Here is a 16,189-nt window from a genome sequence, read left to right as displayed (position 1 = left end):
AAAACTCCCCCCCAGGTTCCCATCACGCAGCCCTCGGTAACTGGAAAAAAACGCGGGGTTGCGTCCCCGCGTCGTCACAAGTGGCAGACCTGTCAATGGCCCTTTGTCCTTTGTCATTGGCTCCATGAAAAGGATGATTTTCCTTGACCCTTGACCCTTGACCCTTGACCCTTCAAAAGGATTCCCGCCATGCGCGCGGTCGGCCTGATCACCGAATACAATCCTTTCCATAACGGGCATCGGCAACATCTGCGGGCCAGCCTTGAGGCGGCCGGGGCGGAGGTGGCGGTGGCGGTGATGAGCGGGCATTTTCTGCAGCGCGGTGAGCCGGCGTTGGTGGACAAGTGGTTGCGGGCCGAAATGGCACTGCGCTGCGGCATCGACCTGGTCATAGAGTTGCCGTTCCCCTTTGCCTGTGGCAGCGCGCCGCATTTTGCCCTCGGAGCGGTTCGATGTCTGGATGCCCTTGGTGTCAGCAGTCTGTGTTTCGGCAGCGAATCAGGGGCGTTGGAAAACCTGGAGCGCGTGGCCCGGCTGCTTGACCAACATCGCGTGCAGGTGGCCGACGAAACCGCTGCCCTGCTGCGCCAGGGGGTGCATTTTGCCGCCGCCCGCGGCCGTGCATATGCCGGATTGTCCGGTGACGATGCCGCTTGCCTGGTACTGGCGCAGCCCAACAATATCCTCGGCATCGAATACCTGCGCGCCCTGTGGGCGATCGGCAGCTCCATCCGGCCGCTGACCATTTCGCGTATCGGAGCCGGTTATCATGATGAAACGGTGGGGGAGGGCAATGTCGCCAGCGCTACCGGCATCCGGCAACGCCTGTCGGCGGGCAAAAAGGTGGATGGGTTGTTGCCGCGGGCGTCGGCCGATATCCTGCGTCGGGCTCTCGGGAAGGGGCTGAGCCCTGATGACGATCTGCTGCACCGGCTGTTGCTGGCGCAGATCTTCCGTGGACGCGATTATCTGCGGACGCTCTATCAGGTCGAAAACGGCCTCGATGCCCGCCTGGCGGAAGCCGCCGTCAGCAGCGCCGATATGCAGGCGTTGGTCGAAGTGGTGAAGGTGCGTCAGTTTACCCGCACCCGGATTCAACGCATCCTGATGTACGTTCTCAACGATGTGCGGGCCGACCTCATGGAGGGGATGCTGGCCGCCGGCCCTTTTTACCTGCGCCTGCTCGGGTCCAGCTCACGGGGCCGGGCGTTTCTCGGCGCTGCCCGCAAGCGCCGCAAGCTGCCGCTGCTTACCAATCTGTCACGCGTTTTTGCGCAGCTGAGACGTGCCTACGGCGTGGATGCGGAGCGGTATCGTCTGGCGCGCGCCATGTTCGATCTGGATGTGCGGGCCACCTGCAACTACAGCCTGTTGCTGCCGGGGTGGTCCAGGGCAAACCGCAACCGCGATTTTTATGAAGCCCCGCTGGCGGTGGACGCAAAAATCCGGTGACGGTTACTCGAGGACCAGGTTGGGCAGTTCATCCTCGTCGTCGCTGCGTGCCGGGAATTGACCAGCCAACAGCTCGCCGCATTTCTGGATGGCCAGACACAGTGCGTCGCAGGCGTGTTGCTGCCGGATCCCGGCGGTCAGCTCCGCGACGATGTGTTCCCAGGTCCGGGGCGGTACCACGGCATTGATACCGCGATCCGCCAGGATCTGCACGCGATGCTCGAACAGGCAGATGAGGATCAGAATTCCGGTATTGTCCCGGGTGTGATGCAATTCCCTCTCGACGAAGGACACCAGGGCTTTTTCCGCGACTTCCTCGGTCATTTCCCGATCGCTGATGAGGGAGCGCTTGAGGGGCGGGCAGAAACGGATGAGCCATTTGCACGGAAGATAGAGCAGCACAAACAAGGCCAGAAAAACCCACAGGGATTCCTGGAAAAAGCCCCAGCTCAAGGTGGTGGCCGCGGCCAGGGCGAAAAAACCGCCGCCAAGAATCTCGGCGCGGGGATAGTCGTAGGCGCAGGACGCCACCATCGGCACGATTTCGCCGCTGGTGGCCTTTTCCGCGTTTTCCACGGTGCGCCTGATGCGCTGCTGCTCTTCCGCTGAAAAAAAATTACGCGCTGTGCTTTTCATTTTTTCTCCTACCAGCTGCCTGAGGAACCGCCGCCGCCAAAGCCTCCGCCACCGCCGGAGAAGCCGCCACCGCCGCCAAAACCTCCGCCACCGCCGAATCCTCCTCCGCCAAACCAGATGCCGCCGCGCCGGTGGGAAGTGCGCCGCGGCCCGGCCAGTAGCAGCCAGGGACCAAGGAACAGCAGCAGAGTCCAGAAGCCGCTTGAACGGCGCTTTTGGGCTGGTTCGGCGCGATAGGCGCCACGCACCGCCTGGGCCATGGCCTGCACGCCGGCTACCACGCCGCCGTCGAAATCGCCGCGACGGAAGCGTGGCGTGATTTCCCGGTCGATGATACGTCCGGTCAGAAGGTCGGTCAGGCGGTCCTCCAGGCCATAGCCGACTTCGATGCGCACCTTGCGTTCGTCGCGGGCGATCAGCAGCAGGGCGCCATTGTCCTTGCCACGCTGGCCGATGCCCCAGGTTTCAGCTACCCTGAGACTGTATTCTTCCAGCACCTCACCTTCCAGAGAAGGGATGGTCAGCACCACCAGCTGGGTCGAATCACTGCGGTCGAAGTTGCGCAGATCCTCCTCCAGCTGCCGTTCGATGGCAGGCGACAGCATGTCCGCACGGTCATTGACGTAGGCTGTGGCTGGTGGCACGTCCAGGGCGTGCAGCCCGGAAGACGAAAACAGCAGCAAGCCAAGAATGAAAAGGACTGTCCGCCGCATCTCAGAAATTGACCGCAGGCGCTTTTGCGGCTTCGGTATCGGCCTGGAAGGGGGTCTTGCGTTCCAGGTGCAAAAGAAACTTGTTGGTCAGGTTGTTGGGAAAGGTACGGATCGAGCTGTTGAACACCTGAACCGCCTGATTGTAACGCTGCCGTGCGACATTGATGCGGTTTTCCGTACCTTCGAGCTGATGTTGCAGATCCATGAAGTTCTGATTGGCCTTGAGATCCGGGTAGTTTTCAGCTACCAGCAACAGCCGCGAAAGGGCGCCGGACATCCGGGACTGGGCCTGTTGGAATCCGGCCATGGCCTGCGGGTCGTTCAATTGTTCGGCGCTGACCCTGACCTGCCCCACCTGGGCGCGCGCTTCGGTCACGGCCTGCAGCGTCTCCCGTTCGTGGGCCGCATATGCCTTGACCGTCGATACCAGATTGGGAATCAGGTCGGCGCGCCGCTGGTAGGTTGCCTCTACATCCGCCCAGGCGGCAATGACCGCTTCTTCATTCTGCTGGATCTGGTTGTAGCCGCAGCCGGACAGGGGTCCGACCAGCATCGCGGCGATCAGCAACAAAATCAGACGCTTCATGGTGTTTCCTTTCGCGGAAAAAAGTTTGCAATGGGGTTCGATTTATAATGCTTTCATGGTAAATGGGGGAACGGTTTTTGTAAAGGCTTTGTCCCAGGGGATTGTGGATCATGCTTCTCAGGGATTTGCCGTGCCGGTAATTCCGCGTTGCTCACAACCGGAGGCGTATTCATGAAAAAACATCTGGTGCTGGTCGGGGGCGGGCATGCCCACCTGACTGTCATGCAGCGTCTTGACGATTTCGTCAGCCGGGGGCATCGCGTCACTCTGGTCAGTTCCGCTCCCTGTCATTATTTTGCATGCATGGGGCCGGGGCTGCTCGGTGGTATCTATCTTCCCGCACAAAGCCGGTTCAATCTGCGCCGTATGGTCGAGGATCGCGGTGGCGCATTTCTCGAAGGGGAGGTGGCGCATATCGATGCCGGGCAGCGCCGACTGACCCTGCGTGACGGTCGGCAGTTGGGCTACACAGTGGTTTCGTTCAATACCGGCAGCAATGTGCCGCTAAAAGGAATCAGCGCAACCCGCGATAATGTGCTGCCGGTCAAGCCGATTCAAAATCTTCTGCTGGCGCAACGTCAGATCCTCGCGTGCCGCTCTCGCCGGCCTCTCCAGGTGCTGGTGATCGGCGGCGGGCCGGCCGCCGTCGAAGTTGCCGGTAACCTGTGTTGCCTGGCTGCGCGGATCCATGGTCGGCTTGCGGTCGGCCTGGTGGCTGGTGACCGTTTGCTCGCACGTTTCTCCGACAAGGCCCGCCGTCTGTGCCGGGCTTCCCTCGAAAGACGCGGCGTCCGCATTCGCGAGGGCGTTCGTGTGGTTGCGGCGGCGCAGGGCCGCGCCCGCCTGGATGATGGCAGTGAGCTTCCCTTCGACCTGGCCTTGTGTGCCACGGGGGTTCGGCCGTCCGGGCCATTTTGTTCCTCGCCTTTACCGGTGGGCAAGGATGGCGGCCTGCTGGTCAACGCCTGCCTGCAGTCGGTGCATTATCCGGAAATATTCGGTGGCGGAGACTGCATAACCTTCCGGGACCATCCCCTGGACAAGGCCTGCGTGCATGCTATCCGGCAAAGTCCGGTTCTTTATCGGAATCTCATGGCATACCTTGAGGATCAGCCCCTGCTGCGGTTTTCTCCCCGGGACAAGCATCTGCTGCTTCTCAATCTGGGAGACGGCCGGGGCCTTCTGGGCCGGGGAAGGTTCGCCCTCCAGGGAAGGGGGGTATTTTACCTCAAGGACTGGATCGACCGGCGCTTCATGCATCACTTTCAGGTGTCCGGCGAGCTGCGGGACAGCGAGCCAGCTGCGCCCGACGCCTGAGGCCCCTCATCCTCATCGGCATATTCCGGCTTTTTTGCTTCCCTTGGAAAACAAGGCCTTTAGCGGGCAGCTTCATCTTTTCCTGCACCGCCTGTCCCTGGCCGCGACAGCGTGGTTTTTGTTTCCTTGAATAAATTAGAAAATTTATATTTATTTTCTTGATTTTTTTAAATATAAAATTAAACTCAAACAATACTCGTTTTTCCAGGATGGCGACACCTTATTGCTGGACCTTTGGCGGAAGGGGGGTGAGATGGATGGGGATTGCGATAACCGAAGCCGCCGGCTGAAATCGGCCAGAGCGAAAGCGTAAACAGCAGCGTTTCAAAAGGAGGATTACGATGGGCAAGGAAAAGAGCGCGGGCAAGCCAATATTGACGGTGCAGAAGTTTCTCTATTTTTCCGCCACTGATGCCGCTTTTCGTGAAAAATATCTGCGCGCTCCCGAGCAGATCGAGAAGGATTTCCATGTCACGGGAGCGGATATCGAACTGATCCGCCGCCTCGATTTCGCGAATTTGAGCAAGGAACTGGATGCGTTGAATGTCCTGGAAGTGGAGAAGCTGGGCAGCGGTTTTGCCGCCTCCCATTGCAAGGACAGTCATGTGAACCACTGGAAGGATGATCACAATAACAACAGCCATTCCAACGGTTGCAGCGACATGTTCCAGGATGTCATGCATGACATGCTGGTTGGCGACATGCTTCGCCTCAAGAAGGAATTCCGCGGCACTAAATAGTTTTCATCCGGAAACGGTCCTTTTCCGCTGTGGCGGCGTCAATCCGCAGGCTTGCTTGTGCGGCGTACCGATGTACGCCTCCGCGCAATCCCTTGATTTCCTCGCCACAACGAAAAATTGCTCGTTTCCCGCATGAAACCTACGCTGCATCCATCCGGAAACTATGGATGGAACCCAACTGAGGCGGGTCGTAGACGGTGCCGGGGCAGATGTGTTCCCCGGCACCGATCACAAGGAAGGAACCTCGGATGTCGATCGACGGCAAGGTGGCAGTGAGCAGTCATGACTGGCGCGCCAATTTCAGGGCCAGGGCTCTGTCGGACCGAGTGGTGCTTGTATCCGATCACGGCAGCTGGATGTTCGTGTCACGGCAGGAGCTTGCTGCCCTGCATGCCTGTCGTGCGGACGCGGAACTGCTGGCACGGCTTGAGCGGAGGGGTCTGCTCCGCACACCAGACAATCAACAGGATCTTGAACAGGCGTTGGAACGTTGGCGCGCACCCCATCTGCGCGGAGCGGCCCTGCATATTGTCGTTACCACGCGCCGGTGCAATCTGGCCTGCCGCTATTGCCACGCCTCGTCAACCCCGGAAAATGGCCCGTTGCAGGATCTGGATGCGCCGACCGCGGAAAAAATCGTGGATTTTGCGTTTCACAGTCCGGTGCCATCGTTGGCCATCGAGTTTCAGGGCGGCGAGTCGCTGCTCAATCTGGATGCCGTCAGGCATACGGTCATTGTTGCCAGGGAGAGAGCCCGGCAGACCGGAAAAAAAGTGCGTTTTTCCCTGGTGAGCAACCTGACATTGCTGACCCCCTCTACACTCGACTACCTGAAGGAGAATCAGATCGGACTTTCCACGTCCGTGGACGGACCGCCAGCCATTCATGATCGCAACCGCCCTTTCTGTTCCGGGTGCGGTTCCTACCGGCAAGTCATGGCGGCGGTGCAACAGGTGCGGCAGGCGGGCTGCCACGCCGGCTTTCTGATGGTGCTTACCCCCGCGTCCCTGCCGCATTACAAGGAGATTGTGGATCATCACCTGTCTCTGGGGATCGATATCCTCTGTCTGAATCCGGCTCAGGCGCTGGGACGGGGGCGTGACGACAGCCACATCTCCGATTTCGACGCTTATCTGGATTGTTACCGGAAAATTCTGGATTACACCTTTGCCCTGCTCTACGAGGGAGTGGTGGTCACGGAGCGCTTTTTGCTGCTGGCGCTGCAAAAGGTGGTGGATTGTTCGGATGTCGGCTTTGCCGATTTTCGCAACCCCTGCGGCGCGGTTTTCAGTCAGTTGGCCTATGATGTCAACGGCGACATTTACCCGTGCGACGAGGCCCGCTCGTTTCCCGAGTTCCGGCTGGGCAATGTTGCCCTGGACACCTATGAAAAGATCGTGCATTTGCAAAAGGCGCGGGACCTGGTGCGTGCTTCCATCCCCTCCGCTCCACTATGTCGCGACTGCGCCTATGAACCCTATTGCGGACTGTGCCCGGTCATGAGCTATGCGGAAGGGCGGGGGCTCACGCCGGTGCCGCCGGATGATTTCCGTTGCCGGCTGACCAGGTTTCTGTTTGATTTCGTGTTCGAGAAAATGGCCAGCGACCCCGAGCAGCTCAATGCCCTGATGCGCTATCAGGCGCTGCGTGGCGGTCTGCAAAAAGCCCGGGCGGAATTGCGCGGCTAGACAGGATCATCATGCATGTTTTACGTCTGACCGGCGCATGCAACAATCGATGTCGTTTCTGCATGGTATCTCACGAGATTGCGCGGGGGGTCCAGCCGGGCCTCGATTCTCTCAAAAGAACCCTGGCAGCTGTTCCCGCAGGGGAGTGGGTCGATCTGTTTGGTGGCGAGCCGACGTTGTATCCGGATTTCTGGGCGTTGCTGGAATATGCGGCGATGCGGGGACATCGCATAAGCCTCGCTACCAACGGCCGTTTGTTTCATCGGCGGGAGAACGCCGAACGTCTCGCCGGATATCCGGTGGTGGTCCGTTCTTCGTTGCATGGCGATACGGCCGCTCTGCATGATGGCCTGACGCGGGTACCGGGAAGTTTCGAGGAAACCTGTGCCGGTCTGAAAAACCTGGTGGACTGCCGTTGCCGGTTGCTGGTCAATATCGTCATGCTGCGGGACAACATGCCACGCCTTGCCTCCATTACCCGTTTGCTGGCCGAACTGGGTGTGAAGCGCGTGAAATATTCCATGCTGATTGATGGCTGCAAACACTCCGAATTGGTTGCGCCTGTCGATGATCTGCGCAACGCACTGTGGGAGGCGGTCGACGTCGCGCTTGAAAACGGGATCTATTTCGTGCTGGAAAAAAGCCCGCTTTGTCTGTTGCCCATTTTTATTACGCAATGTCATCCGGAGTCGGATCCCCTGATTATCGACTCCTGCCCGGAGCTTTATATCAGGCCGCAAATCTGTTCCGACTGTCTTGCCGCGGCGAGTTGTCCGGGGGTGGAAAAGGGATATTCCGACCGATATGGCAGCAGAGGGCTTGAGCCTTTCGCGGACTGGCCGGGGCAATTGATCCAGACAGTGGATATATCGGTGATGGATGCTTATCGGCCCCGTTGTCCCACCAATCTGATTCGCATTGTATCGTCAGCCGCCGCGGGCAAGGGTTGTCCCCCGAACCCTGACGAGCTATGGGAGCAACTGCGCAAAAAATTTCCGGACCACCGGTTGATAAGGGTTTTTTGACCCTGTCAGCCGATTTTCATGGAGGAGGCGATGACCGCAAGGGGCATGGCGGAAACGGGTCAATTGATCTGCGATTTGAAGCTGGGCTATTCCTGCAACAACGATTGTCTGCATTGCGTGATTGCCGGCAACCGGGATGCGTTGCTGGCACGGTCGATGGCCATCGATCTGACAACGGAGCAAGCCATGAATCTGCTGCGGGAATATCATCGGCAGGGCGCCGCGCGGGTGGTGCTTACCGGCGGCGAGCCGACCATCCGCGAAGATTTTGTCGACCTTGTGCGGCAGGCGCAGTCCTGGGGTTTTGCCGTGGGCATTCAGACCAATGGCCGCGCCTTGGCATGCGAGGCGCTGTGTGACGCCATCCGCGGCTTCGACCGCCTCTGTTTCACGATTCCCCTGCACGGTGACAGTGCGGATTTCCACGATGCCGTAACGCAACGCCAGGGCAGCTTTGAGTAGACCCTCGCCGGCATTCGCAATCTTGGCCGCCGCGGCTGCCGGGTCGAGGGGAAAGTGGTGATGTCACGCGGCAATCTGTCCCGGCTGGGCGGCATGTTGAAAATTTATGCGGAGTCCGGGGTCAAAAGAGTGAATTTCGCCTATCCTCACGCTTTGGGCAATGCCCGAAAAAACCGGCATTTGCTGCTGCCTCGCTACACGGAACTCGGCGGTTGTCTGGAGGCGCTGATCGGGGCTGCCCAGGAATTTGAAGTGGCCATCGATTTTGAAGCGGTGCCGTTTTGCGTTATCCCGGCGTTTCCCGAACTGGTGGGCGAACTGCACGAACTGCGGGGCAGCGAAAAGCGATTTACCCCGGTCCACGACAAAACGCGGGACTGGAACCATGCGCGCCGGGCGATCAAGGCGAAGGGTCCGGGTTGCAGCCGTTGTGTCTATGACATGATCTGCGAAGGCTCCTGGTCGGAATATCTGGCCTGGTTTGGGGATGTGGACCTGAAGCCTGTCGAGCAGGATTCCCCTGGCGTGCAGAAGGCGCTGGAAATGATCGTTCGTCTGTGCCGCAAAGGCAGTGTCCCGTGCGGTTAGTCGTGTCAAGAAAATCTGAGACATTTTGGTTGCTGGCAAGGCGCGCCGACGCAGGCCTAGCCTGAGTCAAGCCGAGAAGGCGCAACGCAGACAGCGACCCAAAGGGCCGGAATTTGAAGGCAGGATTAACCGCACCGGGCACTAGGAGGCTGTCTTTTCGTATCCCGCTCAGTTTGCCGGTATCGCGGAGATTTTTTCCAGCCACTCCTCGCGCCAGAAAAACAGGCAGCAACAGTCACAACCTTCGGGGAGCTGGCTGCCCTGGCACCTCACATCCTTCAGCAGGTAGATTCCCTGGCATTGCCTGACCTTGTAGTCGTTTTCGTCGAGATATCTCAGCACAGGCTTGAATATGCGCTGCACGGTACCGCAATACGACCCCATTTCGTCCATGAACAGGCAGCCGTGCCGTTCTCTTTCCGGACTCAGCGTCTTTTCGATTTCTTCACGCGACCGTACCCGGATCGTTTCGCCGGCCTCAAAGGCCGGAAGGCCGGGCTGAACAGGGCAGCAGGCACGGTCGAGAACCTCTTCGATCCGGTTGCGGCATTCGCAGCTCAATACGCAGGGACCGATGGTGGCAATGGCGCGCCGTATTTCCCGCCGGTGCAGGATGCGGCTGGCCAGCGGGCGCAGTCTGGGGATGAAGGCGATCGGTTCGGCCACGAAGCCCAGGCGTTGTTTGAAGCGATCCAGTCCTGCGCCGGAACCGTACCATTCGGGACCGTTGTAAACGGCTTCGACCCCCGTCCTCTGCATCATGGTCTGCACGACCGAGAAGAAAAGTGCCGGGCAGGGATGGCAATTGAGCAGGCTGTTGCGCGAGGAACTGTATAACAGGCTCACCACCGGACCCAGCCGAATCAGGATCAGGTAGGCTCCGAGTTCTTCACCGACAAAGGCGCCCCATGCCTCGACCTCCTCCACTTGTTCCCCGGCCTGGCAAAGGCGCCGCCACTGGGCATCGTTGGTGAACATCGGATCGGAGCGCCCCTGGCGGGCCAGGGATTCCTGATTCAGCGGCATGCCCAGGCGCTGCAGTTCGTCGAAATCCATCGGCCGGACGCGGCAGTGTTCAAGCCCTTTTTTGACGCTCCAGCGACCTTTTTTGTCGAGGCTGTCCAGCCCGTAGTTTCTGTCGCGGATAAAGTAATTGTGGCTGGGGTTGGCGGTTGCCGCCGGCGGCGCCGCATAGTTGAGGCCGACGATGGGATGGCGTTTGAACAGGGAATCCATCTCTTTTCTGGAGGGTGGCGTCGTTTCGTACAGCGGCATCCGGTTGAAAAAGCCGCAACTCGGACCGATCCAGATGCCGCTCGGGGTTTCCATGACCTTGTATCCGATAAGCCTGCAGAATTGCGCATAACCCGCGTAGTCCATGTATTTCCCGCCTTTTTTTGATTAAAAAAACAGGTGCCGGCCTGTTTGCCGCGCATCAGGGCTTTTGCAGCCATTCAATCCGCCAGAAATAGTAACAGCAGCGGTCGCAGGGGCCGAAGCGCCGGGTCCCCTCACAGATGGCGTCTTCCAGCAGTACGATGCCTTTGATTTTTTTGAGCTTGTGGTCGCGCTCGTCCACGGCGTTGGTTACCGGCCGCAGGATTTTCCGCATGGTGCCGCAATAGGGTTTCATTTCCTCCATGAAGGTACAGCCTTTGAGCTGCCTACGGACACAGAGGGTGGCTTCGATCTCCTCGATGCTGCGGACCCGGACAAGATCGCCGGCGCGCGGATCGATGACCGGGCTGGCAGGAGTTTGACCTGGCGTCGTCGTCTCCTTCCCCCGGGACAGGCGGGCAAGCCTGGCGAGGATGTCTATTTTCTGCAGGATCCGGCGCTTGTGACGGGGATGCATGCGTCGCGTGATGGCGAGCCTGAGTCGCAGTAAAAACGGCGGCTGCAGCACGGCTCCGTCCGGATCCGCCATGGTCTTCAGACAATCCTTCTGGCACCCTGGCCGCTGTGGGGATGCATGAGGTTTCACCGTATTCTCCATAAGGTGGAAAATTTCCCTGGTTGTCCCGTTTGCCAAAGGTTATGTGCTTTGCGTGTGTTTCAGCGCCGGCCGCCAAACAGGGAGCCGAGAATGCCGCGTATGATCTGGCGTCCGAGCTGACTGCCGATGGTGCGCGCCGCGCTTTTGATCATGGCCTCGCCGACACTCTGGCGTTTCGGTCTGGCGCGGGTCGCTTGCGGCGGTTTGCCTGCAGGGCCCGTATCGGAGACACTGGCGGCGCGTTGCTGCAGCATTTCGTAGGCGCTGTGGCGATCCGTGGCCTGTTCATAGCGTCCTCCAAGTGGGGAACGGGCGATGATTTCGCGGCGCTCATCTGTCGACAGGGGGCCGATGCGGGATTCCGGCGGACGGATCAGGGTCTGCTGGACAGGCAGGGGCCGCCCCTGGGCATCGAGGGTTGAGACCAGAGCCTCGCCAATGCCGAGGGCGGTGATGACGGCCGCCGTATCCAGCCGGGGATTGGGGCGGAAGGTGCGCGCCACGGTGGCGACGGCCTGCTGGTCCTTGGGAGTAAAGGCGCGCAGGGCATGCTGGATTTTGAGGCCCAGCTGGCCCAGGACACTTTCCGGAATGTCCAGGGGGCTTTGGGTGACGAAGAATATCCCCACCCCCTTGGAGCGGATCAGGCGCACCACCTGCTCGATTTTTTCCAGCAGGGCCTTGGGCGCCTGGGAAAAAAGCAGGTGCGCTTCATCGAAAAAAAACACCAGCCTCGGCCGGTCCGCGTCCCCGGCTTCGGGGAGCTGCTCGAAAAGCTCGGCCAGCAGCCATAACAGGAAGGTGGCGTAGATGCGGGGCGATTGCGCCGCCAGTCGGGTAGCGTCGAGGATGCTGATGACCCCTCGCCCGGAAAAATCGACATGCAGGAGGTCGTTGAGCTGCAACGCCGGTTCCCCGAAAAAATGATCGCCTCCCTGCTCTTCCAGGACCAGCAGCTGCCGCTGGATGGCGCCGATGCTGCTCGCGGAGATGTTGCCGTAGGTCGGCCGCAGCTGGCGGGCGTGCTCGCTCATCCAGGCCAGCATGGCGCGCAGATCCTTCAGATCGAGCAGCAGCAGTCCCTGGTCGTCAGCGATGCGGAAACAGGCAAACAGCAGGCCACTCTGGGTTTCGTTGAGATCGAGCAGGTTGGTCAGCAGCAGCGGGCCCAGTTCCGAAATGGTGGTGCGGATGGGATGGCCGTTTTCACCATGGATATCCCAGAACACTACCGGGCAGGGATGCGGCGCATAGTCCGGCAGGGGGATTTGGGCCAGTCGTTGTTCGATTTTGGCGCTGGGTGTCGCGGCTGCCGCCAGCCCGGAGAGATCACCTTTGATGTCCGCGGCGAAGACGGGCACTCCGAGTCGTGAAAAACCCTCGGCCAAAATCTGCAGGGTTACGGTTTTGCCGGTGCCGGTGGCGCCGGCGACCAGCCCGTGGCGATTGCTCATGCTGCCCAGTTGCTCGATGCTCAGGCCGTCGGCAGCGCCTATGATCAGGTTCGGATTGCTGTTCACGTCCAAATCTTGCCCTCCATGCGGTTCGGTTCCGTGCCGTGTGGCGGTGTTTTTGCCCGGGTTTTCGCTGGCCGTTTTTCGGTTCGACTTCAAGGTAATCGTCGGCTAAATAGGTAAAAAAGGCAATGATTTTGCCAGCCTGGTGAAAAAGATGTATCCTGCGCGCCGTGCAGTTCCCGCGCCGGCGGCCTGGCTGATGTTTTCTGACTCTTCATGCCGCATGGGTTTTTTTGTTGCCGGTTCTCACGCAGGCATGGCCAGGCATTCCTATGGATAGATGTTTTGAACGATGTCCAGCACCATATGGGTTTTTTCATGGAATAAAACGATATCCGTGCCGATTCTGGCCCGCAGGTAGCCGTCCGGCAGACGCCGCAGGTGCCGGTCGAGGTCAGCGGGCAGGCGATAGGCCGCCAGCCCGGGCGGCAGTTGGCCGTTCCGTGCAATATGCTTGCGCAGGCCGGGCGGCAAGCGTTCCCGCCGGGCCAGGCCGGGTGGCAGGCGCCGGCGGTAATAATCGTGGATGATGCCCCTTTCCCGCTCGGAAAAGATCAGGTCGCCACGGATATCCCGCCCCTGCAGGGAAACCCGGCCATAATCGGGGTTCGCAATACATCCGGTTATTTGCGTTGCGCCGGCAAACAGTATCGCCAGCAGTAAGATGAAAGGATAAAAAAGGGCTTTCATGACATCCTCCTGGAATCACTATTGATTGCTATTTTAACAGAGAATCGGAAAACTGAGTCGCGAGGCAGGGTTTTTCCGTACCGTTTATGGGCGCGGTTTCCTGTCCGTTTCCGGCGACGCTTTCAAAAGGCCTGCCTGCCGGCGCATCTTCGGGCAGACAATTGTTGTTTCAAGGTGTATACTGCGACCTTTTTGGAGGCTTTTGCCATGATCCCTTTTCTCTGGCCCCTCATCGGAATCGCGTCATGACGACACTTATGCACAATGGCCCCCGGCTACGCCTGATCATACTTCTGCTGGGCGCTTTGACGGCCATCGGTCCGCTGACCATCGATACCTACCTGCCGGCTTTTACCGCCATTGCCGCGGACCTGTGCACGGATGTGGCCACGGTCGGCCTGTCCATGAGCAGTTATTTTATCGGCATCGCCTTCGGCCAGTTGATTTACGGGCCATTGCTCGATGTTTTTGGCCGCAAGCGGCCACTGGTTTTTGGTTTGCTGCTGTATGGGGTGGCTTCCTTCGGCTGCGCCCTGAGCTGGAACGTGCAGTGGCTCATCGGCCTGCGTCTGGTTCTGGCTTTGGGTGCCTGTGCCGGAATGGTCGCGGCGCGTGCGGTAGTGCGGGATCTTTTCCCGCTGCACGAAACGGCACGGGTGTTCTCCTTGCTGATGCTGGTCATGGGGCTGGCACCCATCGTGGCGCCGACCTTGGGCGGTATCATCGTCGGCAGCCTGGGGTGGCGTTATATCTTTATCCTGCTCGGCGCGGTCGCCGGGCTGATGCTGCTCGGTGTGCTGCTGATACTGCCCGCTACCGCCGGTCACGGCCGCCGCGAGGCGCTGCGCCCCGGCCGGGCGTTGCGCGATTATCTTGCGGTGCTGTCGGTACCGGGATTCACGCCGCGCATGTTGACCGGCAGCTTTTATATCGCCGGTTTGTTCGCGTATCTGACGGCTTCGCCGCTGGTGTTCATGGACCTGTTCGGCATGTCCGGTCCCCGCTACGGCTGGACCATGGGATGCAACGCCCTGGCGCTGATTGTCGGCAGTCAGGTCAATGCCAGGCTGCTGAAACGTTCTTCCCTGGAAAGCGTGATGTGGGGCAGCAACCTGCTGCAGCTCGCTGCCAGTGCGCTGTTTGTGGCCGGGATGCTGGCAGGTGCCGTTTCCCTCGGGCTGGTGCTGGCCTTTGCCGCCTTGTACATGTTCTGCCTCGGTTTTCTACTGCCGGATGTGACGGCTTTGATCATGGAGCCTTTCGGCAGGGAACAAGCCGGCAGCGCCTCGGCGCTGTTGGGTGCGGTGCAGATGCTGGCCGGCGCCGTGGCCGCCGCCCTGGTGAGCTGGGGTTACGACGGCACGCTGGCGGTCATGGCCATCGGCATGCCGCTGTGCGCCCTTGCCAGCGTGGCGCTTCTGTGGCGGGAGCGCCGCGGAGGCCTGGCGCGCGTCTGACGCTACCCTTTTTTGTCCGAACCGGGCGGGGTTGAATTTTGCTCGCCAGCTGCTATGTTAAGCCAGTGCCAACATCACACGTCGGGGAGGAAACCATGGCCACCAAAATCGCGATCAACGGCTACGGGCGGATCGGCAGGCTGGCCCTGGCCGCCATGTACGAGCAGGGGCTTATCGGCACGGATCTGGACATCGTGGCGCTGGTCGATCTGAATCCGGATGCCCGTTATTTCGCTTACCGCACCCGCTACGATTCGGTGCACGGACGGTTCCCCGGAGAGGTTGCGACCGCCAGAAGCCGCGCCGAACTGGAGGTCGACGATACCCTGATCGTCAACGGCGACGAGATCCTGTGCCTGGCCGCCCCGGCCAGTCCCGACCGGTTGCCCTGGAAGGCCCTCGGGGTCGAATATGTCATCGAGGCCACCGGGCGATTCAACAGCATGGACAAAGCCGGCCTGCATCTGGCAGCGGGAGCCCGTAAGGTGATTCTGACGGCGCCGGGCAAAGGCGCGATGAAGAGCATCGTCATCGGCGTCAACCAGGACACCTATGATCCGCGCACCGACCATGTCATATCCACCGCTTCCTGTACCACCAACTGCCTGGCGCCGCTGGTGCATGTGCTGCTGAAGGAGGGCGTCGGCCTGGAGCAGGGGCTGATGAGCACCATCCATGCCTATACAGCCACCCAGGAGACCGTCGACAGCCCCTCTAAAAAAGACTGGCGCGGCGGACGGGCGGCGGCCATCAATATCATACCTTCCACCACCGGGGCGGCTCGCGCCGTGGGGGAGGTGATTCCCGAGGTCAGGGGCAAGCTCACCGGCATGGCTTTTCGCGTGCCCACGCCCGATGTGTCGGTGGTCGATCTGACCTTCCGCACCGCGCGGGCTACCTCCATCGAGGAAATCGACGGCTTGATGAAAAAGGCTTCGGAAACCTACCTCAAGAACATTCTGGAGTACATGACCGAGCAACTGGTGTCTTCCGATTTTCTCAATTCCACCAGTTCCTCCATCTACGACTCGCCCGCCACCCTGCAGAACAACCTGCCAGGAGAGTCGCGTTTTTTCAAACTGATCTCCTGGTACGACAATGAGGTCGGCTATGCCAACCGGGTGGTTGACATGCTGCGCCTGATGATCGCCTCTCAGAAGTAGGCCGCAGGGCATTTATCCGGGCCTGCTTCCACCCCCGACAGGGCCGGCGATCGCCGGCCCTGTCCGTTTTTACGGGTTTTTTGTGGAACGGGATGCTGCAAAAAATCTTTTGGGGAAAGGTGGCGGGCAGTTTTATACTGTGGCCGGATCTGTCTGTTC

Annotated in this window: 16 protein-coding genes; 9 read left to right on the top strand and 7 right to left on the bottom strand. The window is 60.0% G+C overall.

Annotation, left to right across the window (positions count from 1 at the left end):
• Window positions 1-189: 189 nt before the first annotated feature.
• Window positions 190-1,452 carry a nucleotidyltransferase gene (locus A6070_RS13600; protein WP_072286274.1) on the top strand — a complete coding sequence of 421 codons (1,263 nt, stop codon included), beginning with the start codon at window positions 190-192 and terminating at the stop codon, window positions 1,450-1,452.
• A gap of 3 nt (window positions 1,453-1,455) precedes the next feature.
• On the opposite strand, the gene A6070_RS13595 is transcribed toward A6070_RS13600, so the two are convergent.
• The 3 genes from A6070_RS13595 to A6070_RS13585 are packed head-to-tail and all read right to left on the bottom strand — an operon-like array spanning window position 1,456 to window position 3,387.
• Window positions 1,456-2,088, bottom strand: a complete 633-nt coding sequence (locus A6070_RS13595; protein WP_072286273.1) for a TPM domain-containing protein — start codon at window positions 2,086-2,088, stop codon at window positions 1,456-1,458.
• Between the two features lie 8 nt (window positions 2,089-2,096).
• Window positions 2,097-2,801, bottom strand: coding sequence for a TPM domain-containing protein (locus tag A6070_RS13590; protein ID WP_072286272.1), 705 nt, complete (start codon window positions 2,799-2,801; stop codon window positions 2,097-2,099).
• Between the two features lies 1 nt (window position 2,802).
• The gene (locus A6070_RS13585; protein WP_072286271.1) at window positions 2,803-3,387 is read right to left on the bottom strand and encodes a LemA family protein; all 585 of its coding nucleotides are present in this window, start codon (window positions 3,385-3,387) and stop codon (window positions 2,803-2,805) included.
• Between the two features lie 171 nt (window positions 3,388-3,558).
• Here A6070_RS13585 and A6070_RS13580 point away from each other — a divergent pair, with 171 nt between their 5' ends.
• The 6 genes from A6070_RS13580 (at window position 3,559) to A6070_RS13555 (ending at window position 9,207) form a co-directional block, all read left to right on the top strand.
• Window positions 3,559-4,704 carry an NAD(P)/FAD-dependent oxidoreductase gene (locus A6070_RS13580; protein ID WP_072286270.1) on the top strand — a complete coding sequence of 382 codons (1,146 nt, stop codon included), beginning with the start codon at window positions 3,559-3,561 and terminating at the stop codon, window positions 4,702-4,704.
• A gap of 341 nt (window positions 4,705-5,045) precedes the next feature.
• Window positions 5,046-5,444: a hypothetical protein gene (locus A6070_RS13575; RefSeq protein WP_072286269.1), complete on the top strand. Its 399-nt coding sequence runs from the start codon at window positions 5,046-5,048 to the stop codon at window positions 5,442-5,444.
• 248 nt (window positions 5,445-5,692) lie between these two features.
• Window positions 5,693-7,132: a radical SAM/SPASM domain-containing protein gene (locus tag A6070_RS13570; protein ID WP_072286268.1), complete on the top strand. Its 1,440-nt coding sequence runs from the start codon at window positions 5,693-5,695 to the stop codon at window positions 7,130-7,132.
• 11 nt (window positions 7,133-7,143) lie between these two features.
• Window positions 7,144-8,157: a radical SAM protein gene (locus tag A6070_RS13565; protein ID WP_072286267.1), complete on the top strand. Its 1,014-nt coding sequence runs from the start codon at window positions 7,144-7,146 to the stop codon at window positions 8,155-8,157.
• A gap of 30 nt (window positions 8,158-8,187) precedes the next feature.
• Window positions 8,188-8,619 carry a radical SAM protein gene (locus A6070_RS13560; RefSeq protein ID WP_072286266.1) on the top strand — a complete coding sequence of 144 codons (432 nt, stop codon included), beginning with the start codon at window positions 8,188-8,190 and terminating at the stop codon, window positions 8,617-8,619.
• Window positions 8,620-8,679: 60 nt separating this feature from the next.
• Window positions 8,680-9,207: a hypothetical protein gene (locus tag A6070_RS13555; protein ID WP_072286265.1), complete on the top strand. Its 528-nt coding sequence runs from the start codon at window positions 8,680-8,682 to the stop codon at window positions 9,205-9,207.
• A 168-nt stretch (window positions 9,208-9,375) separates the two neighbouring features.
• Here A6070_RS13555 and A6070_RS13550 read toward each other — a convergent pair whose 3' ends face one another.
• The 4 genes from A6070_RS13550 to A6070_RS13535 form a co-directional block, all read right to left on the bottom strand.
• Entirely contained in the window at window positions 9,376-10,587 is a 1,212-nt protein-coding gene (locus A6070_RS13550; protein WP_072286264.1) for a hypothetical protein, read from the bottom strand.
• 55 nt (window positions 10,588-10,642) lie between these two features.
• Entirely contained in the window at window positions 10,643-11,191 is a 549-nt protein-coding gene (locus A6070_RS13545) for a hypothetical protein (protein ID WP_145926371.1), read from the bottom strand.
• Window positions 11,192-11,262: 71 nt separating this feature from the next.
• The gene (locus A6070_RS13540) at window positions 11,263-12,657 is read right to left on the bottom strand and encodes a helicase HerA-like domain-containing protein (protein ID WP_201257981.1); all 1,395 of its coding nucleotides are present in this window, start codon (window positions 12,655-12,657) and stop codon (window positions 11,263-11,265) included.
• 333 nt (window positions 12,658-12,990) lie between these two features.
• Window positions 12,991-13,410, bottom strand: a complete 420-nt coding sequence (locus A6070_RS13535) for a hypothetical protein (protein ID WP_072286262.1) — start codon at window positions 13,408-13,410, stop codon at window positions 12,991-12,993.
• Between the two features lie 245 nt (window positions 13,411-13,655).
• Between A6070_RS13535 and A6070_RS13530 the strand changes: the two genes are divergently transcribed.
• The gene (locus tag A6070_RS13530; protein ID WP_083558849.1) at window positions 13,656-14,867 is read left to right on the top strand and encodes a multidrug effflux MFS transporter; all 1,212 of its coding nucleotides are present in this window, start codon (window positions 13,656-13,658) and stop codon (window positions 14,865-14,867) included.
• Between the two features lie 95 nt (window positions 14,868-14,962).
• Window positions 14,963-16,030 carry a type I glyceraldehyde-3-phosphate dehydrogenase gene (gene gap / locus A6070_RS13525; protein WP_072286261.1) on the top strand — a complete coding sequence of 356 codons (1,068 nt, stop codon included), beginning with the start codon at window positions 14,963-14,965 and terminating at the stop codon, window positions 16,028-16,030.
• Window positions 16,031-16,189: the final 159 nt, after the last annotated feature.

Origin of the sequence: Syntrophotalea acetylenica, assembly GCF_001888165.1 — a bacterium.
GTDB classification, from domain to species: domain Bacteria; phylum Desulfobacterota; class Desulfuromonadia; order Desulfuromonadales; family Syntrophotaleaceae; genus Syntrophotalea; species Syntrophotalea acetylenica.
Note: the sequence above shows the minus strand (reverse complement) of the source record. Positions and strands in the feature narration are given on the sequence as shown.